General features: G+C 65.0%; 24 protein-coding genes. 11 read left to right on the forward strand and 13 right to left on the reverse strand.

Annotation, left to right across the window (positions count from 1 at the left end; translation table 11 throughout):
* Positions 1-24: 24 nt before the first annotated feature.
* Both VVT58_RS15070 and VVT58_RS15075 read right to left on the reverse strand, forming a co-directional pair.
* Positions 25-411, reverse strand: coding sequence for a hypothetical protein (locus tag VVT58_RS15070; RefSeq protein WP_066560197.1), 387 nt, complete (start codon positions 409-411; stop codon positions 25-27).
* On the reverse strand, positions 408-1088 hold the full coding sequence (locus VVT58_RS15075) for an EI24 domain-containing protein (RefSeq protein WP_327752989.1): 681 nt from the start codon (positions 1086-1088) through the stop codon (positions 408-410). The genes VVT58_RS15070 and VVT58_RS15075 overlap by 4 nt, the downstream gene beginning before the upstream one ends.
* A gap of 111 nt (positions 1089-1199) precedes the next feature.
* Here VVT58_RS15075 and VVT58_RS15080 point away from each other — a divergent pair, with 111 nt between their 5' ends.
* Positions 1200-2201, forward strand: a complete 1002-nt coding sequence (locus VVT58_RS15080; RefSeq protein ID WP_327752987.1) for an adenosine kinase — start codon at positions 1200-1202, stop codon at positions 2199-2201.
* 57 nt (positions 2202-2258) lie between these two features.
* Here the strand turns inward: VVT58_RS15080 and VVT58_RS15085 are convergent, their stop codons facing one another.
* The 3 genes from VVT58_RS15085 to tsaD all read right to left on the reverse strand — a co-directional run bounded on the left by VVT58_RS15085 (position 2259) and on the right by tsaD (position 5864).
* Positions 2259-3758, reverse strand: a complete 1500-nt coding sequence (locus VVT58_RS15085) for a lipopolysaccharide biosynthesis protein (RefSeq protein WP_066560190.1) — start codon at positions 3756-3758, stop codon at positions 2259-2261.
* Positions 3759-3844: 86 nt separating this feature from the next.
* Positions 3845-4816, reverse strand: coding sequence for an NAD(P)H-dependent glycerol-3-phosphate dehydrogenase (locus VVT58_RS15090; protein ID WP_087575045.1), 972 nt, complete (start codon positions 4814-4816; stop codon positions 3845-3847).
* A 13-nt stretch (positions 4817-4829) separates the two neighbouring features.
* Positions 4830-5864, reverse strand: coding sequence for a tRNA (adenosine(37)-N6)-threonylcarbamoyltransferase complex transferase subunit TsaD (gene tsaD / locus VVT58_RS15095; protein WP_327752986.1), 1035 nt, complete (start codon positions 5862-5864; stop codon positions 4830-4832).
* A 45-nt stretch (positions 5865-5909) separates the two neighbouring features.
* Here tsaD and hemC point away from each other — a divergent pair, with 45 nt between their 5' ends.
* The 4 genes from hemC (at position 5910) to VVT58_RS15115 (ending at position 9299) form a co-directional block, all read left to right on the forward strand.
* On the forward strand, positions 5910-6836 hold the full coding sequence (hemC, locus tag VVT58_RS15100; protein ID WP_327752985.1) for a hydroxymethylbilane synthase: 927 nt from the start codon (positions 5910-5912) through the stop codon (positions 6834-6836).
* The gene (locus VVT58_RS15105) at positions 6833-7501 is read left to right on the forward strand and encodes a uroporphyrinogen-III synthase (RefSeq protein ID WP_327752984.1); all 669 of its coding nucleotides are present in this window, start codon (positions 6833-6835) and stop codon (positions 7499-7501) included. Before hemC ends, VVT58_RS15105 begins: the two co-directional genes overlap by 4 nt.
* Positions 7502-7511: 10 nt before the next feature.
* Positions 7512-8426, forward strand: a complete 915-nt coding sequence (locus tag VVT58_RS15110; RefSeq protein ID WP_066560182.1) for a hypothetical protein — start codon at positions 7512-7514, stop codon at positions 8424-8426.
* A gap of 123 nt (positions 8427-8549) precedes the next feature.
* A complete protein-coding gene (locus VVT58_RS15115; RefSeq protein ID WP_327752983.1) occupies positions 8550-9299 on the forward strand; it encodes an alpha/beta fold hydrolase in 750 nt (249 codons plus the stop codon).
* A gap of 164 nt (positions 9300-9463) precedes the next feature.
* Here VVT58_RS15115 and VVT58_RS15120 read toward each other — a convergent pair whose 3' ends face one another.
* The 3 genes from VVT58_RS15120 to VVT58_RS15130 form a co-directional block, all read right to left on the reverse strand.
* Positions 9464-12148, reverse strand: a complete 2685-nt coding sequence (locus VVT58_RS15120) for a TonB-dependent receptor (RefSeq protein ID WP_327752981.1) — start codon at positions 12146-12148, stop codon at positions 9464-9466.
* A 105-nt stretch (positions 12149-12253) separates the two neighbouring features.
* The gene (locus tag VVT58_RS15125; RefSeq protein ID WP_327752980.1) at positions 12254-12958 is read right to left on the reverse strand and encodes a 2OG-Fe(II) oxygenase; all 705 of its coding nucleotides are present in this window, start codon (positions 12956-12958) and stop codon (positions 12254-12256) included.
* Positions 12959-12983: 25 nt separating this feature from the next.
* On the reverse strand, positions 12984-13754 hold the full coding sequence (locus tag VVT58_RS15130) for a methyltransferase (RefSeq protein ID WP_327752979.1): 771 nt from the start codon (positions 13752-13754) through the stop codon (positions 12984-12986).
* A gap of 128 nt (positions 13755-13882) precedes the next feature.
* Here VVT58_RS15130 and pip point away from each other — a divergent pair, with 128 nt between their 5' ends.
* Together pip and VVT58_RS15140 are read left to right on the forward strand one after the other, a co-directional pair.
* The gene (gene pip / locus VVT58_RS15135) at positions 13883-14836 is read left to right on the forward strand and encodes a prolyl aminopeptidase (protein ID WP_327752978.1); all 954 of its coding nucleotides are present in this window, start codon (positions 13883-13885) and stop codon (positions 14834-14836) included.
* 2 nt (positions 14837-14838) lie between these two features.
* The gene (locus tag VVT58_RS15140; RefSeq protein ID WP_066561985.1) at positions 14839-15165 is read left to right on the forward strand and encodes a hypothetical protein; all 327 of its coding nucleotides are present in this window, start codon (positions 14839-14841) and stop codon (positions 15163-15165) included.
* Between the two features lie 349 nt (positions 15166-15514).
* Here the strand turns inward: VVT58_RS15140 and VVT58_RS15145 are convergent, their stop codons facing one another.
* Together VVT58_RS15145 and uvrB are read right to left on the reverse strand one after the other, a co-directional pair.
* Positions 15515-15961, reverse strand: coding sequence for a hypothetical protein (locus VVT58_RS15145; protein WP_327752977.1), 447 nt, complete (start codon positions 15959-15961; stop codon positions 15515-15517).
* A 115-nt stretch (positions 15962-16076) separates the two neighbouring features.
* Positions 16077-18260, reverse strand: a complete 2184-nt coding sequence (uvrB, locus tag VVT58_RS15150) for an excinuclease ABC subunit UvrB (RefSeq protein WP_327752976.1) — start codon at positions 18258-18260, stop codon at positions 16077-16079.
* A 52-nt stretch (positions 18261-18312) separates the two neighbouring features.
* On the opposite strand from uvrB, the gene VVT58_RS15155 reads away from it, so the two are divergent.
* The 4 genes from VVT58_RS15155 (at position 18313) to VVT58_RS15170 (ending at position 20396) form a co-directional block, all read left to right on the forward strand.
* Positions 18313-18849: a DUF3617 domain-containing protein gene (locus VVT58_RS15155; protein ID WP_327752975.1), complete on the forward strand. Its 537-nt coding sequence runs from the start codon at positions 18313-18315 to the stop codon at positions 18847-18849.
* Complete coding sequence (locus VVT58_RS15160; RefSeq protein ID WP_327752974.1) at positions 18846-19121, forward strand: HNH endonuclease; 276 nt, start codon at positions 18846-18848, stop codon at positions 19119-19121. Before VVT58_RS15155 ends, VVT58_RS15160 begins: the two co-directional genes overlap by 4 nt.
* A gap of 187 nt (positions 19122-19308) precedes the next feature.
* Positions 19309-19806 carry a DUF3617 domain-containing protein gene (locus tag VVT58_RS15165; protein ID WP_066560150.1) on the forward strand — a complete coding sequence of 166 codons (498 nt, stop codon included), beginning with the start codon at positions 19309-19311 and terminating at the stop codon, positions 19804-19806.
* A 116-nt stretch (positions 19807-19922) separates the two neighbouring features.
* Positions 19923-20396, forward strand: a complete 474-nt coding sequence (locus tag VVT58_RS15170; protein ID WP_066560147.1) for a hypothetical protein — start codon at positions 19923-19925, stop codon at positions 20394-20396.
* A 62-nt stretch (positions 20397-20458) separates the two neighbouring features.
* Here VVT58_RS15170 and VVT58_RS15175 read toward each other — a convergent pair whose 3' ends face one another.
* The 3 genes from VVT58_RS15175 to VVT58_RS15185 form a co-directional block, all read right to left on the reverse strand.
* A complete protein-coding gene (locus VVT58_RS15175; RefSeq protein ID WP_327752973.1) occupies positions 20459-21679 on the reverse strand; it encodes an MBL fold metallo-hydrolase in 1221 nt (406 codons plus the stop codon).
* Positions 21680-21947: 268 nt separating this feature from the next.
* Entirely contained in the window at positions 21948-23309 is a 1362-nt protein-coding gene (locus tag VVT58_RS15180) for a methyl-accepting chemotaxis protein (RefSeq protein WP_327752972.1), read from the reverse strand.
* Positions 23310-23406: 97 nt separating this feature from the next.
* Positions 23407-24315 carry a DMT family transporter gene (locus VVT58_RS15185; RefSeq protein WP_327753001.1) on the reverse strand — a complete coding sequence of 303 codons (909 nt, stop codon included), beginning with the start codon at positions 24313-24315 and terminating at the stop codon, positions 23407-23409.
* Positions 24316-24368 lie beyond the last annotated feature (53 nt).

A 24368-nucleotide genomic window follows, 5' to 3' on the forward strand; every position in this document is an offset into this window, starting at 1 on the left:
ACCTCATGCTTCATGCCGCGCTCATTATTTCGCCTGGAGCGCCGCCGAACAACTCACCGGATCGATGTCCGTGCCCGTCGGCGTGCGGGCATCGACATGGGTGACGAGCGGTTCCTTCCCCTGCGGCGGGACGTAGAGATAGGCGTCGAGCACGCAGCGGCCATTGGCGAATTGCAGCTTGCGCATGGTGCTTTCGCGGATGTCGAGCCGGGGCTGGCCAAACATCTGGATCAGATGCCGGGCGTCGGTTCCAATCAGCGGGCCGGGGCGGGTGAAGGCGCTGGCCGGGGGACCGGCGGGTGGCCGGGCGATCTGGGTCGCGGGGGGCGGCACGACGCCTCCGCAAGCGGTGAGGGTCGATGAAAGGGCTGCCACAAGCGTCAAACGAGGGGCCAGATGGGGGCGTTTCATGGCATTTTCCTTCGGGCACCGTGCAGCATGTGGACTGCCATAGCCGCGCTCCAGATCGGTGCAAGCAGGTTGAGGATCGGCACAAGGAACAGAAGCGCCGAGACGAGGCCCATCAGCCACCGGCTGCCGCGCGGGATAGGCGGCAGGTCGGGGTGGCGCGGCTCGACCATGTCGGCCAGGTCGCGGCCGAGCAGGGTGGCGTTGAGGATCAGGAACAGGCCGATGGTGCCGACGCCCGTCACCAGCAGCAGCGCATAGGCGGGCAGCGCGAGCAGGTTCCAGCCAATGGTGCGCAGGAGGGAGCGAAGCGCGGAATGGAGGCTGCGCCCCCAGCCGACCGGGCGGGCGCGGGCGGCGGCTTGCGGGTAGCTGTCGCGCTCCACCGCGACGATGATGTCGTCGGCAAAGAGGTTCATGATCGCCATGGCGGTGGCGCGGAACAACAGCCAGGCGGCTGCGATCATCGCAAGGGCGGTGGCCGTCGCTTCGGCCAGCCCGCCCCATCCCATGCCCCTGTCCCAGCCGAAATGCAGGCGGGCGGCGTGGATGCCGCTCCACAGCGCGACGGCGAGGATCGCGAAGGCGAGCAGGGTCAGCAGCAGCGTCTTGAACAGCAGCCGAAGCGCGGCGCCGTGAAAGATCGAAGGGAAGGCGCGAAGGGCGGCGGCGAGGACCATGACGCAGCTATTCCGCGCTCTCTGCCGCCCGTCAATCAGTCCGTTGCGCGGGGCCGCAAGGATAGGTAGAGACGGCGGGATTTTCCCCCCCTCATTCACGAAGGATTTTGCGTGACCGCTGCTGCTCCCACGCTTGATGTTGTCGCGATCGGCAACGCCATTGTCGATGTGCTCGCCCGGAGCGATGACGGCTTTCTGGCCGAACATGCGCTGACCAAGGGCGGCATGCAGCTTATCGACGCGGAAACCGCGGAGAGCCTTTATGCCGATATGGGCGCGGGCAAGGAGATCAGCGGCGGGTCGGCGGCGAACACGCTGGCGGGGCTGGCGGCGCTGGGCAAGAAATGCGGCTTCATCGGGCAGGTCAATGAGGACCAGTTGGGCGCGGTCTTCGCGCATGACGTGCGGGCGCTCGGCATCCGCTACGACACGCCGGTGATGCAGGGCGATGCGCCGACGGCGCGCTGCCTGATCCTGGTGACGCCGGACGCGCAGCGGACGATGAACACCTTTTTGGGGGCGTCGCAGTTTCTGCCTGAGGCGGCGCTGGATCTCGACCTGATCCGTTCGGCTTCGATCCTCTACCTGGAAGGCTATCTCTGGGATCCGGAGCAGCCGCGGGCGGCGATGCGCGCAGCGATCGACGCGGCGCGGGGCGCGGGGCGGAAGGTCGCCTTCACCCTGTCCGACAATTTCGTGATCGACCGGCATCGGGCCGACTTCCTCGACCTGATCGACCAGGGGCTGATCGACATCCTCTTTTCCAATGAGGGGGAAATTCAGTCGCTGGCGCAGGTCGACGATTTCGAGAAGGCGGTGGCTGCCATCGCGGCCAAGGTGCCGGTGCTGGTGTCGACGCGCAGCGAAAAGGGCGCGATCGCGGTGGTCGACGGCATGCGCTACGAAGCCTTTGCGGCGCCGGTGGCCGAGGTGATCGACACGACCGGGGCGGGCGATCTGTTCGCGGCGGGCTTCCTTGCCGGTCATCTGGAGGGGCTGGAGGTCGACAAGTGCCTGAAACTGGGCGCGGCGGCGGCGGCCGAGGTGATCTCGCACTGGGGCGCGCGGCCCGAAGAGGATCTGCAGGCGATCCGGGCGAAGGCGCTGGGGTGAGTTGGGAGGGCCGGGCGGAAGTCCGGCCTTTTTAAGTTGTAGTTTAACGGGGCGGGCTTAGGCAGCCGCCTTCTGCTTCCTGAACAGCGCCCGATCGTCAGGGCCGAAGCCCCAGCGCCAGATGACGAAGCCGTACACCCCAAGGATCGTGAAGACGCCGAAGACCAGTTCCACCCATTCGAACTGGGGTGGCAGCGCGACGAAGGCGGCGCCGACGATGCAGGCGACGCCGGAAGCGCTGAGCAGCGGCCAGCGCCAGGCATTGATCTTGGCGCCGAGCAAGCGGGAGAGCAGCCAAGCCTTGACAAGAGCGCTGACGCCGAGCGCTATGCTGAGCGCAAGGGCGGGCGCGGCGGCGACGGCCATATCCTGGAAGCCGAGGCGGCGGGCCAGGAAGATCAGCGCGAAGCTGAGCGCAGCCTGCAAACCGATCATCAGCAGCGAGATCATCAGATTGCGATGGCGGGCGATATAGACCAACGCGGATTCGCTGACGACGGCGGTGGCGGCGACGACTTCGGCCAGCAGCAGGAAGGCGAGCGCGCCGGTGCCGCCGACGAAATGGGGGCCGACAAGACCCATGACCGCTTCGCCGGGGATGCCCAGCGCCAGCGCAATGCCCGCCTGCGCGGCGATGATCCAGAAGCCGACCTGGCTGACCTGCTTGGCGATGGCGGTGAGATTGCCCTCCGCCAGATTGCGGGTGATGACAGGCCCCAGGATCGGGTCGAAGCTGGTTTTCAGCTTTTGCGGCAGAGAGGCGACCTGCTGGGCGACATAATAGATGCCGACCACCGCCGGACTGACGAACAGGCCGAGGATCGCCATATCGAGACGGCGGGAGCCCCATTCGACGCCGTCGGCGGCCGCGAGGGGCAGGTTGCGGCGCGCCAACCGCCAGAGCCGGCCGAAATCCGGGCGCCACCCATAGGGAATGCCGTAATGGCGGGTCATCGGAATGATCGAGGCGACCATCGCGGCGATCATCGAGACGACATAGGACAGGATCAGGCCGTCGCGGGTCGAATAAAAGGCGAAGGCGAAGGCGCCGATGCTGATCGCCCAGGGCTCGATGATAGAACGCGCGCGGACGGTGGCGCCGATGTCGAAGCGATAGGCGCAGGCGGCAAGCGCCACGTCGGACCCGGCCACCGCGATCACGATCAGGGCGAGCAGGCGATCAAGACCGTTGATGCCGCTGTTCGGGAACATCGCTTGCGGAAAGGCGACGAGGAGCGCGCTGCCGATAAGGGACGCGATCAGCGTCACCAGCATCGCGTCGGTGACGACATGGCCGTGCGGGCGTTCGGTTTGCGCCAGCGCTCCCGCCAGGCCGCGTTTCAGGCCAAGGGTCGCGAGCTGGGCGACGAACTCCACCACGAGCACGGCATAGGCGAAGCGGCCCAGCGCATCGGCGCCATACCAGCGGCCCGCGATGAACAGGAAGGGCAAGCGCGCGGCGAGGCGGAGCAGGAAACCGAACACATTGGTCCGTCCGCCCTTGGCGAGCGCGGCAATATCATCCTGCTGCGCGGGAGAGGCCCCTTCAACCGGCAACGAACTATGGTCCCCCTGTGGCGTCAATGCTGTGGCGTCATTTTGTGGAGCCGGACTGTAGCAATATCTAGAAAGAGCGCGAGTTTTTATTCGGCGCGCAACGGACGGGCGAGTAGCGCGTCCATCACTTGGGCGAGCGGCGCGGCGTCTTCGAGCAGGGCGCAGACGGCTTCGACCACTGGCATTTCGACCTTTGCCGCGCGGGCTGCTTCGCGCAGGACGGGGGCGGTGAACGCGCCTTCCGCTACGGTCCGGCGGTTGGAGAGCAGGTCCTTGGCGGACTGGCCCTCGCCCAGACCCTTGCCGAGCGAGAAGTTGCGGCTGTTGGTCGAGGAGCAGGTGAGGACGAGATCGCCCAGGCCCGAGAGGCCCGCAAGGGTCTCGGCGCGGGCGCCCCTCGCGAGGCCGAAGCGGGTCATTTCGGCAAAACCCCGGCTGATGAGGGAGGCGCGGGCGTTGAGGCCCAGACCTGCACCCTCCGCGACGCCGCAGGCGATGGCGAGAACATTCTTTACCGCGCCGCCGATCTCCGCGCCGACCACATCATCGGAGAGATAGGGGCGAAAGGCCGGGCGGGCGATGCGGGCAGCGATCTTCGCGGCGAGGTCGGCGTCGGCGCAGGCCAACGTGATCGCGGTGGGAAGACCCTTCGCCACCTCATGGGCAAAAGTCGGGCCGGACAGGACGGCGACGGGGGACGTGGGCTGCGCTTGTTGCGCGACTTCGGACATGAGCAGGCTGGTGCCCGCTTCTATGCCCTTGGAGCAGAGGATGAGCGGGGTGCCCGCGGGGGCTTGCGCCACGACAGCGCGCAGATGCTGGGCAGGGCTGACGATCAGCAACATGTCCCGGTCGGCCATGGCGGCGATGTCGCCAGTGGCTTCGATCGAGGCGCTGAGCGGGATGTTCGGGAGATAAAGCGGGTTCTGGCGGTCCTTGTTGACCGCCTCCACCACTTCGGGTTCCAGCGCCCAGAGGCGGACATGCCGGCCATCCGTCGCCAGGGTTTGAGCGAGCGCGGTGCCCCATGCGCCTGCTCCGATGACACCGGCCTTCATGCTTTCACACCCTTCATGCTTTGACTCCGGCGCCGCGCGCTTTTTCGGCGTTGGGGTCGAGCGGCCAGCGCGGGCGGGCCGGGACGGTCAAATCGTCGATCAGGCCTGCCGCATAGCGCTCCGCCCCCGCCCAGGCGATCATCGCGGCATTGTCCGTGCAGAGCCAGAGCGGCGGGGCGACGAAGGGCAGATCATGTTTGGCCGCAAGGGCTTCGAGCGCGGCGCGGATCGACTGGTTGGCGGCGACGCCCCCCGCGACGACGAGAGCGGTGATGCCCTGGCGCTCGGCAAGCTGCTTTTCGGTGCGGTCGATCAGGCAATCGATCACCGCCTGCTGGAAGCTCGCGGCGATATCTTCCGTCGAATATTGGCCGGATTGGGCGGCGCGCATGACCGCGCTTTTCAGGCCCGCGAAGGAGAAATGCGGTTCCGCCGTGCCGACGAGGGGGCGTGGAAGCGGGACGGCTTTGGGGTTGCCCTGGGCGGCCGCTTTCTCGACCGCCGGGCCGCCGGGATAGCCGAGGCCGAGCAGTTTCGCCGTCTTGTCGAAGGCTTCGCCGCTGGCGTCGTCGATGGTGGTGGCGAGGCGGGCATAATCGCCGGGGCCGCGCACCTGGAGGAGCTGGCAATGGCCGCCGGACACCAGCAGCAGCAGATAGGGGAATTGGAGGGTCGGGTCCGCGAGGCGCGGCGAAAGGGCGTGACCTTCGAGGTGATTGACCGCGATCAGCGGCTTGTTCGCCGCATGGGCGAGCGCCTTGCCGGTGACGAGGCCGACCATCACGCCGCCGATCAGGCCGGGACCGGCTGTCGCGGCAATCACGTCGACATCGTTCAGGGTGAGGTCTGCGTCCTTCAGCGCCGCTTCGATCAGCGGCGCGAGAGCTTCCACATGGGCGCGGGCGGCGATTTCGGGGACGACGCCGCCATAGGGGCGATGCGCCTCCTCCTGCGTGGCGAGGCGGTGGGCGAGAATCCTGCCCTCCGCCGTCACCAGCGCCGCCGCGGTTTCGTCGCAGCTTGATTCCAGGCCAAGGATGATCGTCATTGCCGCTTCCATCTAATGTCCGCGACCATTAGAGCAAGCGGGATCATGCAAAAGCCTTCCCGCCCCCTCCGCCTTGGCACCCGTGGTTCCCCGCTTGCGCTCGCGCAGGCGCATATGACGAGGGCGGCGCTGTGCGCACGCCACGGTTGGGATGACGGTGCGGTCGAAATCGTCGTGGTGCAGACCAGCGGGGACCGTATTCAGGACCGGGCCTTGGCGGAGATCGGCGGCAAGGCGCTGTGGACCAAGGAACTGGATCGGGCGCTGATCGCGGGCGAGATCGATTTTGCCGTGCACTCGATGAAGGATGTCGAGACGCTGCGACCGGCCGAGATTCGGATAGCGGCGATGCTGCCGCGTGCCGATGTACGGGATCGGCTGGTGGGCGCGGAGAGTTTCGAGGCGCTTCCCGAAAAGCCGGTGGTCGGCACCAGTTCGCCGCGCCGGGCGGCACAGGTGAAGCGGCTTCGCCCCGATGCGGAGGTCGTGCTGTTTCGCGGCAATGTGGCGACGCGGCTCGCCAAGCTGGCCAAGGGCGAAGCGCATGCGACCTTGCTGGCGGCGGCGGGGCTGGACCGGCTGGGCCAAAGCGATGTGGGCGTGACGATCCCGATTGACGTCATGCTGCCTGCGCCGTCGCAAGGGGCGGTGGGGATCGAGACATTGAGCGACAATGCGGCCATGCTGGAATTGCTGGCGACGATCAGCGATGCGGACACGTTCGACTGCGTGATGGCGGAGCGGGCTGTGCTGGTCGGTTTGGGGGGCACATGCCATTCCCCGATTGCGGCGCTGGGGCGGCTGGAGGATGGGCGGATTCACCTGCGCGCCGAGATCATCAGCCCTGATGGGCAGGAAACAGTCGGGGATTCGCTGCGGATTGATCGGCGCGATGCCGCTGCTGCCGAAGCTATGGGGTGCCGCTTGCTGGAGCAGGCGAGTCCGGCGTTGCGCGCGCTGTTCGAGCCGTGAGGCCGCTCATCATCCTGCGGCCCGAGCCGGGCGCCGGCAAGACGGCCGAGCGGGCGGCGGAATTGGGGCTGGAGGCACGGATTGTTCCCCTGTTCGTGCCGCGGGCGCTGGATTGGGAGGCTCCTGCCGCAAGCCGCTTCGACGCCCTGTTGTTGACCAGCGCCAATGCAGCCCGGCTGGCGGGGGAACGGCTGGCCGATTATCGCAACCTGCCCGCTTATGCGGTTGGAAAAGCGACGGCGAAGGCGCTGGGGGAAGCGGGCTTTGCGCAGGTCGCCGCCGGGGATGGCGATGGCACCGCCATTGCGCGGCGGATCGCGGCGGACGGGCATGGCCATGTGCTGCATCTGGCCGGGCGGACGATCGCGCCGATCGATGAAGGGGCGCTGCGGATCGAGCGTATCGCGGTTTATGAAATGCTGCGGATCGAGGATGACCGGCTGGCGGAGCGGCTGGAGGCGGACAGCATCCTGTTGGTCCATTCCCCACGCGCCGGGGAAGTGCTGGCGCAGCTTGTGGAGATGGAGCAGCGCGCCGCCCTGCACCTGATCGCGATCAGCCCGGCCGCGCTGACGGCCTGCGGCGACGGCTGGGCCAGCGCCCAGGCGCCCGATAAGCCCGATGATGAGAGGATGCTGGCCCTTGCCGTCCGATTATGCGAATGATTCGCCTCATATGGAAGACAGACCCTTGATGAGCGACACGGACGGCACGGTGGGCGGCGGCACGGTGGGCGGCGCGGCGGACGGCGTGGCAACGCCGCTCCCCGCACGGCGGCGTGGGCTCTGGATGCTGGTGCTGCTGGTCTTGCTCGCCTTTGCCGTCGGGGTGGTGCTGACCGTTCTGGCCCTGCCGAAAATCCAGCGATGGTACGCGCCGCAGCGGCAGGCGGCGCTGAGCGATCCGCTGCTCAACGCTGCGGGATCGGGCGTGCCGATGCGTCCGCTGTCCGCCGATGCCGGGCAAATGCTGGATGCGCGGGTGGTCCAACTGGAAGAGCGGCTCAACCGCATCGCCGTGGAGGCGCAGGCGGCTTCGGGCAATGCGGCGCGCGCGGAAGGCCTGTTGGTCGCCTTCGCGGCGCGGCGGGCGCTCGATAGCGGGACGCCGCTCGGCTATATTGAAGGGCAGTTGCGGCTGCGCTTCGGGCAGGCGCAGCCACGCGCCGTCGCGACCATCATCAACGCAGCGCGGGAGCCGGTGACCCTGGCCGATCTGCGCGCCGGGCTGACGGCGGTGGCCGATCAGGTGACGGTGCCGTCCGCCAATGCAAGCTGGTGGGAAGCGCTGGAGCATGAGGCTCGCGAGATCATCACCATTCACAAGGCGTCCACCCCCTCTCCCCGGCCGCAGGCGGCGCTGGACCGGGCGATCCGCTATCTGGACGGGTCGCGGGTCGGCGCGGCGCTGGCGGAGGTGGAACAAATGCCGGGACGGGCTGCGGCGGACCGCTGGATGCAATTTGCGCGCCGCTATCTGGAGGCGCGGCGGGCGCTCGACCTGATCGAGACGGCCGCGATCCTGGAGCCGCGCCAGTTGCGGGCGGCCGATGGCGTGCCTGTGGCGCAAACGTCTCCATTGGCGCCCTGACCCCGCTCAAAGCCGCTGTCACAAACGACGGACCGTTTGTCCTGGTGGATGAATTCCCATGGACTCGGGAGCTATTGTCATGAGAATGTCATTTTTCCTTTTGGAAAAAGGAAAGACATTTTCGTGCCGCCTTATGCCGACGTCATTGCCACCTTCTGGAGAGGCCGCCTGGCCAGCGGTCCGCGCGCGGCTGAACGGCCATCGCTCCAGCATCTGTTGGGCAATGCGTCAGTACCTCTCGATCTGGTGCGGACGCGGGCGCAGGCCTCCAGCCTGGCGCGGGCGATCCGCGGCGACGGGCGGCAGGTTCTGCTGATCCCCGGACTGATGGCGGGCGAACAGCGGATGGAGCCGTTGCGCGCCGTGCTGAATGCGGCGGGTTATGAGGCGCATGGCTGGGGCATGGGGCGCAATTTCGGACCGAAACCCGACAGTCTGGAGCAGATCGACCGGCGGGTGGACGCCATCAGGCGGGAGACGGGCGCCCGGGTGACGCTGGTGGGCTGGAGCCTGGGCGGGCTGTTTGCACGGGAATATGCGAAATTCGCCACCGCCAAGGTTGGCGGGGTGGTGACGATGGGCACGCCCTTTTCCGGCGACCCGCGCGCCAATCATGCCTGGCGTCTCTATCAGTTGGTGTCAGGCTTTCCGGTGGATCAGCCGCCCTTTGCCTGCAATCGCGAGGTCAAGCCGCCGGTGCCGACCGTGGCTTTATGGTCGCAGCGCGATGGCGTGATTTTGCCTGAATGCGCCAAGGGGCGCGCCGGGGAGCGCGACCGGGCGATCGAGGTGGATTGCACGCATATGGGCTTTGCCGCCGCGCCGGAAGGGATTTTGGCTGTGGGCAAGGCCTTGGAAGTCATGCGGGGCTGAGGCGGCCTTTCCCTCTCCAAATCCTCGGCGCGATTCAAGCCGCCAGTGCAGCGACTCCGCGGTCCAGCGCTTCGGCGGTGATCGGCGCGACGGCTTCATGCGGCGAACCCTTCCCGATCTGTCCTGACGATCATAACGGACCGGGGATCGGCGTCTTAAATCCGTCAGAAGAACAGCTTGCGGAAGCTGATCGTCACTGCTCGCCCGATCGGATCGAGATAGCCGGGCTGATAGCGCACCGGCGTCATCCCGGTCGCATCGGTCACGCTGCGCCGCTGGTTGAACAGATTGTCGATGCCGATGGACACCCGCGCGCCCCGCAGAAAGGGGTGCGCCTTCACCAATGAAGGCATCTGCCCCAGATTGGCGAACAGCCGCAGATCCACCGTCGCCAGACTGCCGAAGTCCAGCCGTGACGCCCCGCTCGTCGTTCCGCTCAGGGCGCCGTCGACATGGGTGCCGCTTTCCCAATCGACGCTCAATCGCGCGCCCAGGCCATTATTGGTATAGCCGACCCGCGCATTGAGTTCATGCCGCGGCTGCCCGCCCGACGATCCGGTGGCGTCGCCGTTCAGCAGGTCCAGCTCCGGCACGCCGGGCGCGATCAGGATGCTCTCGGTGAAATGCCAGGTGTGATAGAGGCTGAAGCTCAGCCGACCGCCGCCGCCGCCGCGCCCGCCGCCGCCGAAGCCGCCCGGCCCACCGAAGCCACCGCCCGGACCGCGCTGGCCGCCACCCCCTTGGCCACCGCGGCCGCTCTGATCTCCTTCGCCGCGTGGCCGGTCGCCGCCTTCCTGCCCCTGCGGCGGCTGACCAGCTTGACCACCACCGGGGCCGCGATTGCCGAACAGGCTGCGGAGATCCTGCAATTCCTTGGGCCGTTCCTCGGGCTTCGCGCCTGCTGCGCGCCAGGCCTCGATCACCTTCTGGATGTGCGATTTCAGCGGAATGCTGAGGTCGAAGCCCCAGCGCAACTGCTCGCTCTGCGACCGCAGATAGTTGATGGGAAAAGCTCTGATCTCCGTCAACACACCGCCGTTGCGAACGAACTGGTCAGGAAAGGCCTCCTCGATTGCTGGTGACGGCGTCGGAAAGGCCGAAATCGGATTGGTCGTCCGGCTGTTGGTATAGGTTGCCGTCAGCGTCAGATTGGGCTTTTCGAATGGTTTGATATTCGCACTCAGCCGGAACTGGTCGCGTACGCTTTCCTTGAGATTGGGGTTACCGCGGCTGACCTGCGTGATGAATACCGTCTGTCCAGTTGCATAATCGAACACTGACACATTGGGCGTGCGGATTTCCGGATCGGTGATCTGCGTGCCCGTAGGCGCAGCGCGGTCCTGATTGGCGGACATCAGCAACTGCACGGCGGGCACCGGCCGCCAACGCATGCCGTAACCCAAGGTCGAAAGCGTGCCGAAGTCGGAATAATGCTGCGCCGCCGCGTTCACATTGACCCCGATGTCGCCCACCGCGCCCAGCACGCCCTTCGACCGGCTGGTGATCGGCATGTCCAGGCTGATCTGCCCGCTGCCGATTTCCCGGTTGTAGCTGCTATTGCGCTCGACGCCCGACCGGATCGACCGGCTGTCGAAGCCATTGGCCGATGCGCCCACGCGCACCGATGTCGTGACCGCCCCGGCGGGCAGGTCGAACAGCGAACCGGACAGCAGCAGGTCGCCGGTCACTGCTTTGGACTCAGCCTTCGCCCGGTCGATCGCCCGCGTTGAGAGAAGGTCCGCCGAAAAGCCACTGAAGGGATCGGCGCCCGCATTGATCGCGCTCTGGATCGCGTTGGTATCGACACCGCGATCGGTCGTCGTGCGGGTGTTGGAATAATCGCCATTGCCGGTGAAGGACCATTGCCAGCCCCCGCCCAGCAGCCCGCTCAGCGTTACGCCGACATGGCCGGTCGTGCCCTTGATCTGTTGGCCCAGCTCGCCCGCCTGACGCAGATAGCGATAGAAGCTCGTCGGCGTGGCGAAGGGCGAGAAGGGGTTGCCGGCCGGCAGGTCGAACGCCGCCGCCTGGAATCCTTGCAGGCTGTCATTGTCCGACAGCTCCAGCCGTCCGTTGATCGTCATCGACACCTTCCCCAGCGCGCGGGCCAGGGTGGCATTGGTGGCAAAGCTCTCGGTCGCCGGGCTGAGCGTGCGATGATGCGCCAGCTCGCCGCCGGTCATGCCGTTTTCCCCCACCAGGAAGGCGTCGAGGCCCGATTGCTGGTTGGCCTGTTCGCCCTGCACGGTCGGCACCACGCCGCGCTCGCTTTCCAGCAGCGATGCGGCGGTCTTGTACTGCATGTCGAGGGTGAAGCGATTGTCGCCCCGTATGCGCAGCAGCCCGCCTTCGACCGAGCCATTGTCGCGCCCGCCCTCCGTGGTCGTACCTGCGCGCAGGTCCATCGTCTCGGCGCGGAAACGCTGGCGCAGCACGATGTTCACGACCTTCTGCGTCGGCGCATAACCATAGTTCAGCGCGACCTGCTCCGGCAGGATGTCGACCCGCGCCACCGCTTCGGAGGGGATGTCCTGAATCTCCGAGAAGCTCGAAATCCGCTTGCCGTTGAGCAGGATCACCGGGCTGCCATTGGTCTGCGGCGCCAGTTCGGTGATCATCTCGGATATGGAGGTGACGCCCAGTGCCCGCACATCGGCGGGCGAAAGCTGCTGCTCCGGCTTGATGGTGCCGACTACCGCGCCTCGCTCGGGCTGGCCGGTGACGATGATTTCCTCGCTCTCGTCGATCTGCCCGGCTGGCCCTCTGGGCTCCTCAGTCTGCGCCATCAGCGCACCGGGCGCTGCACTCATCATCAACGGAAATATAAGATAGGCGAAGGAACGGCGCACTTGTCACCCCTGAAATTCAAGATCCTGAAGCCTCCCCTTTAGGGGGGAGTTGTCGCAAAATTCTGGCAATGCCCATAAAGATTTGTCGCAAAATGTAATCCGGCATCATGCCGCGTCATGAAAAATGATCCCTAATGTGTAACGCGCTCCGGACAGCAACCGGCTGACGCCATGGCGCATCTGCACTCGATGCACGCCTCTCGCACCGATCACCGGCCGCTCCCGAACCGGGAAGACCACCGCGTCACCCTGGGCCAGCGGAACCACCTCGGGCCGCGACTGCATGCGGGGTCGCTGCTCGGTCAGAACGAAAGCGCCGCCGGTAAAGTCGCGTTCCGGCTCCGACAACAGGATCGCCGTCTGCAGCGGAAAGACATGCGGGCCATAGACATCCTGATGCAGCGCGTTCCAGTCCCCCGCCTCATAGCGCAGCAGCAGCGGCGTCGCCTTGTCCTGTCCGGTGAGCGCGCCCGCCTTCAGAAAATCGGCATGGCGCGTGGGATAGATGTCGCCGCTCCCCAGCATCGCCGCCCAGCGATTGGCGACATCCGCCAGCGCCGGATATATGGCGTCCCGCAACGCCGCGACGGGCGCGGGCAGCGGATAGTCGAAATAGCGATAGCGCCCGCTGCCATAGCCATGCCGCGCCATCACCACTTCCTTGCGGAAGAGGTGCGGTCTTTCCCACAGCGCGATCATCTCCGCGCATTGATCGGGGGAGAGCAGGGCGGGCAGGCGCGCGGCGCCGTGACGGTTGAGATCGGACAGGTCCATGCCCGCCAGACTGACGCCGCCGCACCGCCCTGTCATCCCGCCTCTTGCGGTCAAAAGCCCCTTATCTCGGTTTGCGGAAGCGGAACAGGAAGCGGTCGGTCTTGCCGCGAATGGCGGGGTCGAACACATTTTTGCTATGGTCGTCCTGCGGATTGGCGAGCAGCGGGCTTTCCGCCTCCAGCACGAACCCAGCCTTGGCGAAGTCCGCCTTGACCACGGCCGGATCGATCCGGTGCAGCTTGTCGACGATAGCCCGCGTGTCGCCGGCGGGCCCGGCATGGTCGATCACGCCGACGATCCCGCCCGGCTTTGTCGCGGCGTAGAGCGCCTTCACGAAGGCCGCCGGATCGGTGAAGGGAATGCCCATCTTCTCTGACTGCCAGTAGAGGTCGTGATAATTGAGGTTGAGGATGGAGAAGTCGAAGCTGTTCGAAGGGGCGCCAAAACCCTCGAACGGATAGCTGACCCATTTCACTTCGGGCCGCCGCGCCTGCAAAGCGTGCCATTTCTGCTGGCTCTCGGGCTTGGTTGTGAACTGGCTGGGTTCAAAGCCCGTCACCTTGCCCTTGCGCCCCACCACATCGGCCATGATCTCCGCCCAATAGCCTGATCCGGTGACGATGTCGGCCGCCTTCATGCCAGGCTTCAGTCCCAGAAAGGCGAGCGTTTCGGCCGGCTTGCGCCCTTCGTCCAGTGCCTTGGCATCCGCCGGGCGTTTGGGGTCGGCAATCGCGGCGGCATAATCGGGCGCCTTGGCCATGGCGGCAAATGGGGTGGCGAGCGGCGTGGCAAGGGCCAGGCTGGCGCAGAAAAGGGCAAGGGTGGAACGCATCGGAATTCCTCCTGTCTGGATCGTGGCGGAAGATGCACCTGGGTTCGCGCGCGCTCAAGCGTCACTTGTCGAAGCGAACCGCTCGTCTGTCGATTGCATTGCCCGCCAGAGTTTCTACACCTTGACCCATGCGCACGCTCTACCCGCCGATCGAACCCTTCGCCTCCGGCCATCTCGACGTGGGGGACGGCCACTGTATCTATTGGGAACGCGCCGGAACGCCCGGCGCCAAGCCTGCCGTCTTCCTGCATGGCGGCCCTGGCGGCGGCATTTCGCCCGACCATCGCCGCCTGTTCGATCCGCGAAGCTACGACGTCCTCCTCTTCGACCAGCGCGGTTGTGGTCGTTCGACGCCCCATGCGGCGCTGGAGGCGAACACCAGCTGGCACCTCGTCGCGGACATCGAACGCCTGCGGGAGATGATGGGCATCGACCAATGGCTGGTCTTCGGCGGAAGCTGGGGTTCCACGCTGGCGCTGGCCTATGCCCAGACGCACCCCGAACGCGTGACCGAACTGGTGTTGCGCGGCATCTTCACCATCCGTCGCCAGGAGATCGACTGGTATTATCAGCAGGGCGCCAGCCGCATCTATCCCGACAAATGGGAACGCTTCGTCGCACCCATCCCGGCGGCGGAGCGCGGCGACCTGCTCCATGCCTATCGTCGCATCCTGACCGGCGACGACCGCGCCAAGCAGATCGCCGCAGCCAAGGCGTGGAGCGTCTGGGAAGGCGAAACCATCCGTCTGCTGCCGGATGACGCGCTCTCCGCCACCCATGAAGCCGATGACTTCGCACTCGCCTTCGCAAGAATCGAAAATCATTATTTCGTCCATGGCGGCTGGCTGGAGGAAGGCCAGCTTATTCGCGACGCGGCGAAACTGGCGGGCATTCCTGGCGTGATCGTACAGGGCCGCTACGACATGGCTTGCCCCGCCGAAACCGCCTGGGCGCTGCACCGGGCATGGCCGCAGGCGACATTCGAGATGATCGAAGGCGCGGGTCATGCGTTCAACGAACCCGGCATATTGGACGCGCTCATCCGGGCGACGGATGCATTTGCTCCCCCAGCGAAAGGATGAACATGCGCAATTGGATAGTGCTGGCCGGGATATTTGCCCTGACGGCTTGCGGCGAGAGCGGCGACCAGATCACTGCCGTCGACCAGCGCGCAGCCCCCGAAACCGGCGCAGCGGCTGAGGTCGCCAAGCTGGATGAAACGCAACGCAATGGCGTACTGGAGAGGGCCGTGCGGGCGTCCGGCGCGGCTTGCTCGACAGTCGCCCGGTCGGAACGAACCGAAGTGCGGCATGGAGTCATGGGCTGGAAAGCGGAGTGTGATAACGGCACCGCCCATCTGATCGAAATTCAGAGCGACGGCACCGCGAACGTCACCAGCCGCACGCATTGAAGGGGTGGGCGCTTCGAAGGAGGCGGGAAACGGCCTGTCGGCAAGCGACCATTTCACGCCGAAGTTCACAGTGTACGCGCGCGCGTGCCTGCGCGCGCGTATGCGAAGCGATGCGATGTTTCGGACGTTTCAAAGAGGGATGCAGGATAGACCCGTTGGCGCGGAATAGGACAGGTGCAATCGCGCCTGTAGGAGAAATAGGATGTTATTTGAGGATCCTGTAGCCATTGGGTCACGCATGATCCTCAGCCGGTCCTCCACGTGCGGGGCCGGATGATGGGAAGGAGGGTCTGAAAACGACCATTCATCGACATTCCATCGATATCCTGCGCGATCCGTTACCAGACATTCATATGTTCGTCGCGCTTAGTTGCCGTGGGACTTTTCGGATGCGCCCAAGGCTATCCAGAGCCTTGAGACGCTTCAACGGAACACCCCTGTATTCGGTTGTGGAGCTACGACCGCTTTGGTCTGTCACCGAAAGGAGAACCCGCCTTCCAAGTGCGGTTGTATTGAATGTAGCCGACAAGGCCTTGAAGTCCGTAATTTTTGCCCCGTTGCTTTGACAAAATTCCGGCAAGCCTTCTGCATAAAGAACGATGGCGGCTTCAAGTTCACCAGACGGCGCTCCACGCACGACGCGACCGTTTAGAAAATCGATCTCAATCAGGGCTTCGGGCGACGATGCCGCTTCGCCAAACACATCCATGGGATAGTAGCCAATCACGAACCCCAAGCCGCTGGCCATCGAGTCTGCGAGATTGTGCCCTATGGCGCAAAGGCGATCGTGATTCATGCCCAAACATTGCCAGAATTTACCTCGGCTTTCTACATATGCCCGCTCCGAAACGGACAGTCGGCAAACCACCCATCCCAGTCATGTTACTTGCGTGCGGAAGCTCCTATGGCCTTTACCGCCCAAACTTCTTCTGCACCTTCCCGTAGCGCAATTTCCGTGTCCCCGGTTTTCCTTCGGTAGCTCGTCCCCTCGGCGCTGCCACCCGCTGCTCTTGCGGCAAGCCCAGCTCCTCCGCCTCCAGCTTGCGGATTTCGTCGCGGATACGGCCGGCTTCCTCGAATTCCAGATCCGCCGCCGCTGCGCGCATCTTCTTTTCGAGATCCTCGATATAGGCGCGGAGGTTGTGGCCGACCAAGTGCGGCCGGTCGTCCAGACCCGTCTCGACCGTGACCTGATCCTTCGACGCGACATGGGCGATGATGTCGCTGATATTGCGCTTGATCGTGGTCGGCGTGATGCCATGTTCGGCATTATATTCCATCTGCTTCTCGCGCCGCCGCGAGGTTTCGCCCAGCGCCCGTTCCATGCTGCCGGTGATCCGATCGGCATAGAGGATCACCCGTCCCTCGACGTTACGCGCCGCCCGCCCGATGGTCTGGATCAGCGAGGTTTCGGAACGCAGAAAGCCTTCCTTGTCCGCATCCAGGATCGCCACCAGCCCGCATTCGGGAATATCCAGCCCCTCGCGCAGCAGGTTGATGCCGATCAGCACGTCATAGACGCCCAGCCGCAAATCCCGGATCAACTCGATGCGCTCTAGCGTCTCGACGTCCGAGTGCATGTAGCGGACCTTGATCCCCGCTTCATGCATGAACTCGGTCAGGTCCTCCGCCATTCGCTTGGTCAGCGTCGTGACCAGCGTGCGGTATCCCTGCGCCGCGACCTTGCGGCATTCGTTGATCAGGTCGTCCACCTGATCCTCCACCGGCTTGATCTCGACCGGCGGATCGATGAGCCCGGTCGGGCGGATGACCTGTTCGGAGAAGGTTCCCCCGGTCTGGTTCATTTCCCACGGCCCCGGCGTCGCGGAGACGCTGACCGTCTGCGGCCGCATCGCGTCCCATTCGTTGAAGCGCAAAGGCCGGTTGTCGATGCAGCTCGGCAGGCGGAAGCCATATTCAGCCAGCGTGATCTTGCGCCGATGGTCGCCCCGCGCCATCGCGCCGATCTGCGGCACGGTCTGGTGGCTCTCGTCCACGAACAGCAACGCATTTTCCGGCAGATATTCGAACAAGGTCGGCGGCGGCTCGCCCGGCAGGCGGCCGGTGAGGAAGCGCGAATAATTCTCGATCCCCGCGCAGGAGCCGGTCGCCGCGATCATCTCCAGATCGAAATTGGTCCGCTGCTCGAGCCGCTGCGCTTCCAGCAGCTTGCCCTCGCCGGTCAGTTCCTTCAGCCGCTCGGCCAGTTCGAAGCGGATCGCCTCCATCGCCTGCTTGAGCGTCGGCCCCGGTGTGACGTGGTGCGAATTGGGAAAGACCTTCACATAATCGAGGCTGGCGATCTTCTTGCCCGTCAGCGGATCGAACTCGACAATCTCCTCGATCTCATTGCCGAAGAAGCTGACGCGCCAGGCGGTATCCTCATAGTGGCTGGGGAAAATCTCCAGATTGTCCCCCTTCACCCGGAAATTGCCGCGGGCAAAGGCGGCGTCATTGCGCTTATACTGGAGCGCCACCAGCTTGCGGATGATCTCCCGCTGGTCCTCGATCCCGCCCTTCTTCATCGCAAAGGTCATGGCGGAGTAAGTTTCCACCGAGCCGATGCCGTAAAGACAGGACACCGACGCCACGATCAGCACATCGTCCCGCTCCATCAGGGCGCGGGTGGCCGAATGGCGCATCCGGTCGATCGCCTCGTTTACCGAGCTTTCCTTCTCGATATAGGTGTCCGACCGCGCCACATAGGCCTCGGGCTGGTAATAATCATAATAGCTGACGAAATATTCGACCGCATTTTCGGGGAAGAAGCTCTTGAACTCCCCATAAAGCTGCGCGGCGAGAATCTTGTTCGGCGCCAGCACCAGAGCGGGCCGCTGCAACGCCTCGATCACCTTCGCCATGGTGAAGGTCTTGCCGGAGCCGGTGACGCCCAGCAGCACCTGATCCTTCTCGCCCGCCAGCGCGGTTTCCACCAGTTCGGCAATGGCGGTCGGCTGGTCGCCCGACGGTTCATAATCGGAAACCAGCTTGAACGGCCGCCCACCCTCGCTCTTTTCCGGACGCGCGGGGCGGTGGGGGACGAAGCCTTCGCCGGTCTCCGGCTCGTCCAGCGTGGTGCGGATTTGAATTGTCATCGCGCCTTGATATGGTCCCGCCCCAAGCGGGGTGCAACAGGGAGGATTATCCATGCGCAAAACGGTTCTGGGCCTGATGGGAGCAACGGCTTTGCTGGCGGCCTGTGGCGAAAAGCCGTCCGGCCAGCCGCAGACCAAGGAAGAGGTCCGCCAGGAGGTCCAGAAGGTCCAGCTCAAGCCCGGCCAGTGGGAGGGCACCTATGAGCTGGAAGATATCGACATGCCGAACATGCCCGGCGGCGGCGCTCAGATGAAAGAGCAGATGAAGAAGATGATGAGCCGCACCTCAATCAAATATTGCGTCTCGCCCGAAGAAGCGGCCAATCCCAGCGGCAAGATGTTCTCCGGCCAGGAGAATAAGGACTGTACGTACAAGGGTTTCGACGCCAGCGGCGGATCGGTGAAGGGCGAGATAAGCTGCAAGTCGCAGGGCGGCACGATGAACGCCGTCATGTCCGGCGATTACGCGCCCGAAAGCTATGAAATGCACATGGACATGAAGATGACCGGCGCGCCCAACGGCATGAACATGAGCATGAAGGCCAAGACCAGCGGCAAGTGGATCGGCACGACCTGCGCGGCGAAATGAGCGAAAGCCCGGCGTGCTGGCTTTGCGGCCGCGCGCTGGGCCACCGCGTCGAATGGCATCATCCGGTGCCCAAAAGCAAAGGCGGGCGGGACATGGTGCCCGTCCACCCGATTTGCCATCGCGCCATCCATGCGCACCTCGGCAATGCGGAGCTCGCGCGCGCCTATGGCGATGCCGCCGCCTTGCGCGCCCATCCCGAACTGGCCCGCTTTCTTGCCTGGGTCGCCACCAAGCCGCCCGACTTCCACGCCCCCACTTATAAGAAGCGATAGAGCATTTTGAAGTCGGCCAGCATGGCCGACGGCTCGCAAAATGCGGGAAACAGGCTCCAGCAAATTCCTCTTGCGCTTTGCGCGACTTGGCGCGAGCCTCACGCCGTTCCGCCAAAGCATTTTGAAGTCGGCAGGAATGGCCGACGGCTCGCAAAATGCGTGAACCAGCGAGAACAGGGGAGAGGATATGCAGAAAGTTGCGTTGGCGGCGTTGCCGCTCGCTCTTGGCTTGGCCGCTTGTGGCAGCAAGCCGGAACCCGCGCCCGAAGCCGCCGAAGCGCCGATCGTCATGAAGGCGGGCGAATGGACGCTGACCCGCAAGACCACCGGCTACAACACCCCCACCGTCACCCCGGCCGAATATCAGGCCGCACTGAAGCAAGTCAGCGAGGACAAGGCCTGCATCGCCGTCGATGCGGCGGGCGTGCCCGACGCCAATGCGCTCGCGGGGGCGGAAGGCAAGAACTGCACCTACAAGGACAAGCTGGTCCGCAAGGGCCGGTTGATCGCGACGCTCGCCTGCACCTCGGGCAAGGGCACTTCCGAAATCGTGCTGGAGGGCAATTTCACCGCCGACACGCTGACCCTGGGCAGCACCATGACCAAGACGGAGGGCGGGAGCCCCGTCCTGCGCACCACCCATGACGTCACCGGCAAGCGCGCCGGGGAATGCACCAAGGCCTGATGGTTCCGGCCGGGTCCGCCCTCGCGGCAGGCCCGGTCCGAAATCTCCAATCCGGCGCGGCCTCTTTATGCCATGGTCGTCCCTGTATCCATCCTGTGGGGGAGAGGAGTCGCATCATGCTGTTCCATCTGTCGATCGCCGCTCATGACCCGCGCCATGTGGCGCAGATCATCGCTGAATTCTGGCGCGGGGAGGCCTTTCCCTTTCCGCCGGTCACACCGGGAAGCTGGATCGCCGTGGCCGGAGACGATCGCGGCACGGCGATAGAAATCTATCCGCTGGGCACGGTGCTGCGCGAGGCGGAGGGTGATGCCGACAGCTTTGGCGAGCGGACGGAGCAGACCGGCTACACCGCCACCCATGCCGCCATTGCCACGCCGCTCAGCGAGGCGGAGGTGATGGCGATCGCATCCCGCGAAGGCTGGCCCGCCAAATATCGCAAGCGGGGCGGCGGCTTCGGCGTCATCGAATTGTGGATCGAGGGCCGCCAGATGGTCGAACTGCTGACGCAGGAGATGCAGGCCGAATATCTTGCCGCGACGAGGATGGATAATTTCCGTGCCATGATGAAGGCCAAGGGGCCAGCCTGACAGCTATTGGGAAGTGGGCCTGCGCAACGTCCGCAATTGGCCGAAACCGCCCGGCGTCTTCATCATTCCAGCGCTGCGATAGCCCGCCGGTCACAGCTTTTCGCCCCACGCGGCACCGGCGCATAGCCCGGCACCAGGATCGACTGTCCGATCCTGAGCGGCGCGAAGCGTTTCCGTTCGATCCCGGCGCAACGCAGATAGAGTTCCAGCATCTTCGGCGGGGTATCCCGTTTCTCATAGGACAGGCGGAACGTCCCCCAATGGATGGGAATCGCGGTCGAGGCCTTGAGCTTTTCGAACACCCGCACCGCCTGTTCCGGTCCGATATGCGAATCCGACTGCATCTGCCCCGGATAGAAACGGAACGCCCCGATCGGGATCATCGCCAGCCTTATCGGCCCCAGCCGCGCCGCTTCTTCCGGCCAGGCCATGTCTCCCGCGCCGGTGTCGCCTGCGAAGAAGATGTTCCCCGCCCGCGTGCTGATGAAGAAACTCGACCAGAGCGCCCGGCTGCGGTCCGTGTTCCAGCGGCTGCTCCAATGATGGTTGCGCAGCACATGGACGCGATAATCCGGGCAATGCTCGTAATTCTCGCACTGGATCACCGTGTCGCTGCCCAGGCCGTTCAGCGCCGCGCCGCTCACCGACTGCCCCCAGTCGAGCGCCATCGACGGGATGCCGTTGGCCTTCAGGATCGCGTCGTTGCCCAGGCTCGTGATGATCTTGGGCCGGTCCCGCTCCCACAGCCTTTTCAGCGTGGGGATGTCCATATGGTCATAATGATTGTGGCTGACGAGGATGAGGTCGATCTTCGGCAGATCGTCGAAGCGCACCCCCGGCCGCGCCACCCGCTTCGGCCCCAGCGGGGGAAAGGGGCTGGCATGGTCCGACCAGATCGGATCGGTCAGGATATTGAGGCCCGCCGCCTGCACCAGCACGGTGGCATGCCCCACCCAGGTCGCCATCATCCCCTTGGGCGCGGCGAAGGCGGGTGGGCGCGAGGGCTTGACCGCCACCATGTCGGGCCATGAGGGGCGGTCGTCCCGCCCCATCAGCCAGCGTGCGATGAAGCCTTGTCGGTTGCTGCCCGGCGGCGCGGGAAACCGGATTTCCCCATCGGGATTGAAGAAATGCGCGCCGTCATAATGGCGACTGACCGGCCCTTCATAATAGATGCGGTCGAGAAAGGGCGGAACGATGGTCACTGCCAGGCACAGGGCGACCGCCAGAAACAGCAACGCAGCGCCCAAGCCCTTCACGATTTTCCCGACGATGCGGCCCATGCCGTCTCCCGCTATGATGACGGGGAGGGACATAGCGCGGTTCGGAGCGTCGGCAAGAGTTGAGAGCGGATTGCTCTCTATCGTAAATGCGATGGATGTCGGATTTGGGTGGGAAGCCGACATCATTTCCGTCATCCCAGCGAAAGCTGGGATCTCAGGCGATAGGGTACGGCCTAGCCTCACGCGGTCCCAGCTTTCGCTGGGATGACAACCTGTAATATCTGCAATTGACCACTTCCAGCCCGATCAGGCCAAGCAGCAATCTCGCTTATCCCTGATCCTGATAGGCCATCTGTAAAATCCCCCAATGCCGTCCGCGCACGTGGATGGAGGCGATCACCTGCTTCAGCAGGATGACCTCGCCTGCGGCATTCAGCCGCCGATAGGCCTTGATGCAGAAGGGCTGGGTAATCTTGCATTGCTCACGCGTGTCGGGATAATCGAAGATCAGCCCCTGGCGCGAATATTCGAAGTTCCAATTATCATCGCCCGGCCGCTGCGGATGCGACCGTTCCGGCATGGCGACCGCGCCGAAGCTGTTGCGGTCGGTGAAGGTCATGCCGAACAGCCCCGGAAAGCCACGCGCCCGTTCCTGCTGCACCCGCGCCGGGGGAATCAGCGCAGGCTGCACCGGATGGCTATATTGCGCCGGTTGCGTGCCGGGGATCGGCGCATAGATTTCGCTGAACAGGTCGCGTTCCGTCAGGCGGCCTTCGACAATGGCATGTTCCAGCGCATCGCTCACCGTTTGCGCAGCGTCCAGGCAGAAATCGATATAGGGCGAATCGGGTATCTCGACGCCGCTTTCCGCCACCAGTTGCAGCAGTTGGTTCGTGTCGTCGCTGGCGGTGGAAATGCGGCCCGACAGCCTTTGCAAGCCCCCGGCATTGTCGGTGGAGGTGCTCGCCAGCGCCGCCAGCCCGCCGCGTATCTCGCCCGCCGATCCGACGATGGAGGCGATGCGTTCCGCCACGGTCTCGCTGTTGCTGGACAGATCCTCCATCAACGCGCTCAGCCGTTCGACCAGCAGTTCGATATTCTTGGTGTCGTTCAGCGCCGTGCGGGCGGTTTCCGCGCCATGGACGATGCCCTCCAGCATCTTGCCCGCCTCGCCGGTCAGCGCGCCGATCGACTGGTCGATGGTCTGGGTGGCGGCGGCGGTTTCCTGCGCCAGCTTCTTGACCTCGGCGGCGACCACGGCAAAGCCGCGCCCGGCATCGCCCGCGCGGGCCGCCTCTATGGTGGCGTTAAGCGCCAGCAAATTGGTCTGGCTGGCGATGCCGCTGATCACGCTGGTGACATGGGCCACGGTTTTCAGTGCTTCACGAAAGCCGTCCAGCCGCTCATGCACGCTGCTGACCCGCTCGATCAGGTCGACGAAATTGCTGTTGGCGGCGGACAATTGCCGCCCGGAATCATCGATGATGCTCCGCGCCGCGACCGCCTTTTCCCGCGCATCCTGTCCGGCCAGCGCCACGCTTTCCCCGTCGCCCGAAAGCTGCGCCGCCGCGCCGCTGATCGCCTCGATCGTGCGGGCCTGATGGGTGACGCGATCCGCCAGCTCGCTGATGTCCGCCTGCAGGTCGAGCGTGCGGATGCCAAGGTCGCCCGACAGCTTGGCTACCTTCATCACGGCTTGCGCGACAGTCTCGGTTCTTGCCTGATTTCTCACGGTAAAGGGAGCTATCGGACGATAGTAAAAGAAGCGTTATCGATGCGATGAAGCGCTATAGCGAGCCCATCAGCGCCAGCACGACTCCGCCTGCCACCAGCATCAGCCCCATGACTTCGCTGCGCGCCATCCGCTCGCCCAGATAGAAATGGCCGAAGCCCAAAGTGAAGGCGACCTCGACCTGTCCCACGATCCGCACCAGCGCGACTGGCGCCGTCGCAAAGCCGGTGAACCAGCAGGCCGAACCGAGCGCGGACAGCAGCCCGACCTGTCCCGAAACCCGCCAGCTATGCAGCACCTTGCGCATCTGTTCCGGCTCGCGCAGCAGCAGATAGCCGCCCTGCATCCCCGTCTGCAGCACGACCGTCACCACCAGCACGATCAGCGCGGCGAGGATCGGATCGCTGCTGCCCACCTGCTGCGTCGCCCGGCGCACGCCGATCGCGGCCAGCGCGAAGAAAAAGCCCGATGCTATCCCGCAAAGCGCCGCCGGTTGCCAAAGGGCGCGGAGGAAGCCCGTCCGCTTGCCGCCGGTCGACAACAGCATGACCCCCATCACCCCGCAGCCGATCCCCGCCCAGGCGAGCGGATGCAGCCGCTCCCCCATCAGCAGGAAGGACAGGATGGCGCCCTGCACCGCCTCTGTCTTGGAATAGGCGGTGCCGACGACGAAATTGCGATGGGCAAAGGCCATGATGAGCAGGTTGGTGGCGATGATCTGCGCCAGCCCGCCACCCAGGCAGAACAGCAGGAACAGCGGATCAGGCGAGGGCAGGGGGCCGGGAAAGAGCAGCCGGTATCCGCCCAGCAGCATCAGCGCGAAGGGTAGGCCATAGAGATAGCGCACCAGTCCGGCGGCATTGACGGACAGTTCCTTGCTGACTCGCCGTTGCACCGCGGTCCGCCAGGCCTGCACTCCGCCTGCCAGCAATGTCGCGGGCAACCAGATCGGAAAGGACATGATCGATACTCATGGCTCAAAAAAAACGCGCCGCTCGAAGATTGGGTGGCGCGTCC

Origin of the sequence: Sphingobium sp. SJ10-10, from assembly GCF_036038995.2 — a bacterium.
GTDB lineage: Bacteria > Pseudomonadota > Alphaproteobacteria > Sphingomonadales > Sphingomonadaceae > Sphingobium.

Bases quoted from the DNA above. Each gene is read 5' to 3' on its own strand.
- VVT58_RS15070 (WP_066560197.1), bottom strand. From the start codon at position 411: ATGAAACGCCCCCATCTGGCCCCTCGTTTGACGCTTGTGGCAGCCCTT.
- VVT58_RS15075 (WP_327752989.1), bottom strand. From the start codon at position 1,088: ATGGTCCTCGCCGCCGCCCTTCGCGCCTTCCCTTCGATCTTTCACGGC.
- VVT58_RS15090 (WP_087575045.1), bottom strand. From the start codon at position 4,816: ATGAAGGCCGGTGTCATCGGAGCAGGCGCATGGGGCACCGCGCTCGCT.
- tsaD (WP_327752986.1), bottom strand. From the start codon at position 5,864: ATGACGATCATCCTTGGCCTGGAATCAAGCTGCGACGAAACCGCGGCG.
- hemC (WP_327752985.1), top strand. From the start codon at position 5,910: ATGCAAAAGCCTTCCCGCCCCCTCCGCCTTGGCACCCGTGGTTCCCCG.
- VVT58_RS15110 (WP_066560182.1), top strand. From the start codon at position 7,512: ATGGAAGACAGACCCTTGATGAGCGACACGGACGGCACGGTGGGCGGC.
- VVT58_RS15125 (WP_327752980.1), bottom strand. From the start codon at position 12,958: ATGACAGGGCGGTGCGGCGGCGTCAGTCTGGCGGGCATGGACCTGTCC.
- VVT58_RS15130 (WP_327752979.1), bottom strand. From the start codon at position 13,754: ATGCGTTCCACCCTTGCCCTTTTCTGCGCCAGCCTGGCCCTTGCCACG.
- pip (WP_327752978.1), top strand. From the start codon at position 13,883: ATGCGCACGCTCTACCCGCCGATCGAACCCTTCGCCTCCGGCCATCTC.
- VVT58_RS15140 (WP_066561985.1), top strand. From the start codon at position 14,839: ATGCGCAATTGGATAGTGCTGGCCGGGATATTTGCCCTGACGGCTTGC.
- VVT58_RS15145 (WP_327752977.1), bottom strand. From the start codon at position 15,961: ATGAATCACGATCGCCTTTGCGCCATAGGGCACAATCTCGCAGACTCG.
- uvrB (WP_327752976.1), bottom strand. From the start codon at position 18,260: ATGACAATTCAAATCCGCACCACGCTGGACGAGCCGGAGACCGGCGAA.
- VVT58_RS15155 (WP_327752975.1), top strand. From the start codon at position 18,313: ATGCGCAAAACGGTTCTGGGCCTGATGGGAGCAACGGCTTTGCTGGCG.
- VVT58_RS15160 (WP_327752974.1), top strand. From the start codon at position 18,846: ATGAGCGAAAGCCCGGCGTGCTGGCTTTGCGGCCGCGCGCTGGGCCAC.
- VVT58_RS15165 (WP_066560150.1), top strand. From the start codon at position 19,309: ATGCAGAAAGTTGCGTTGGCGGCGTTGCCGCTCGCTCTTGGCTTGGCC.
- VVT58_RS15170 (WP_066560147.1), top strand. From the start codon at position 19,923: ATGCTGTTCCATCTGTCGATCGCCGCTCATGACCCGCGCCATGTGGCG.
- VVT58_RS15175 (WP_327752973.1), bottom strand. From the start codon at position 21,679: ATGGGCCGCATCGTCGGGAAAATCGTGAAGGGCTTGGGCGCTGCGTTG.
- VVT58_RS15180 (WP_327752972.1), bottom strand. From the start codon at position 23,309: ATGAAGGTAGCCAAGCTGTCGGGCGACCTTGGCATCCGCACGCTCGAC.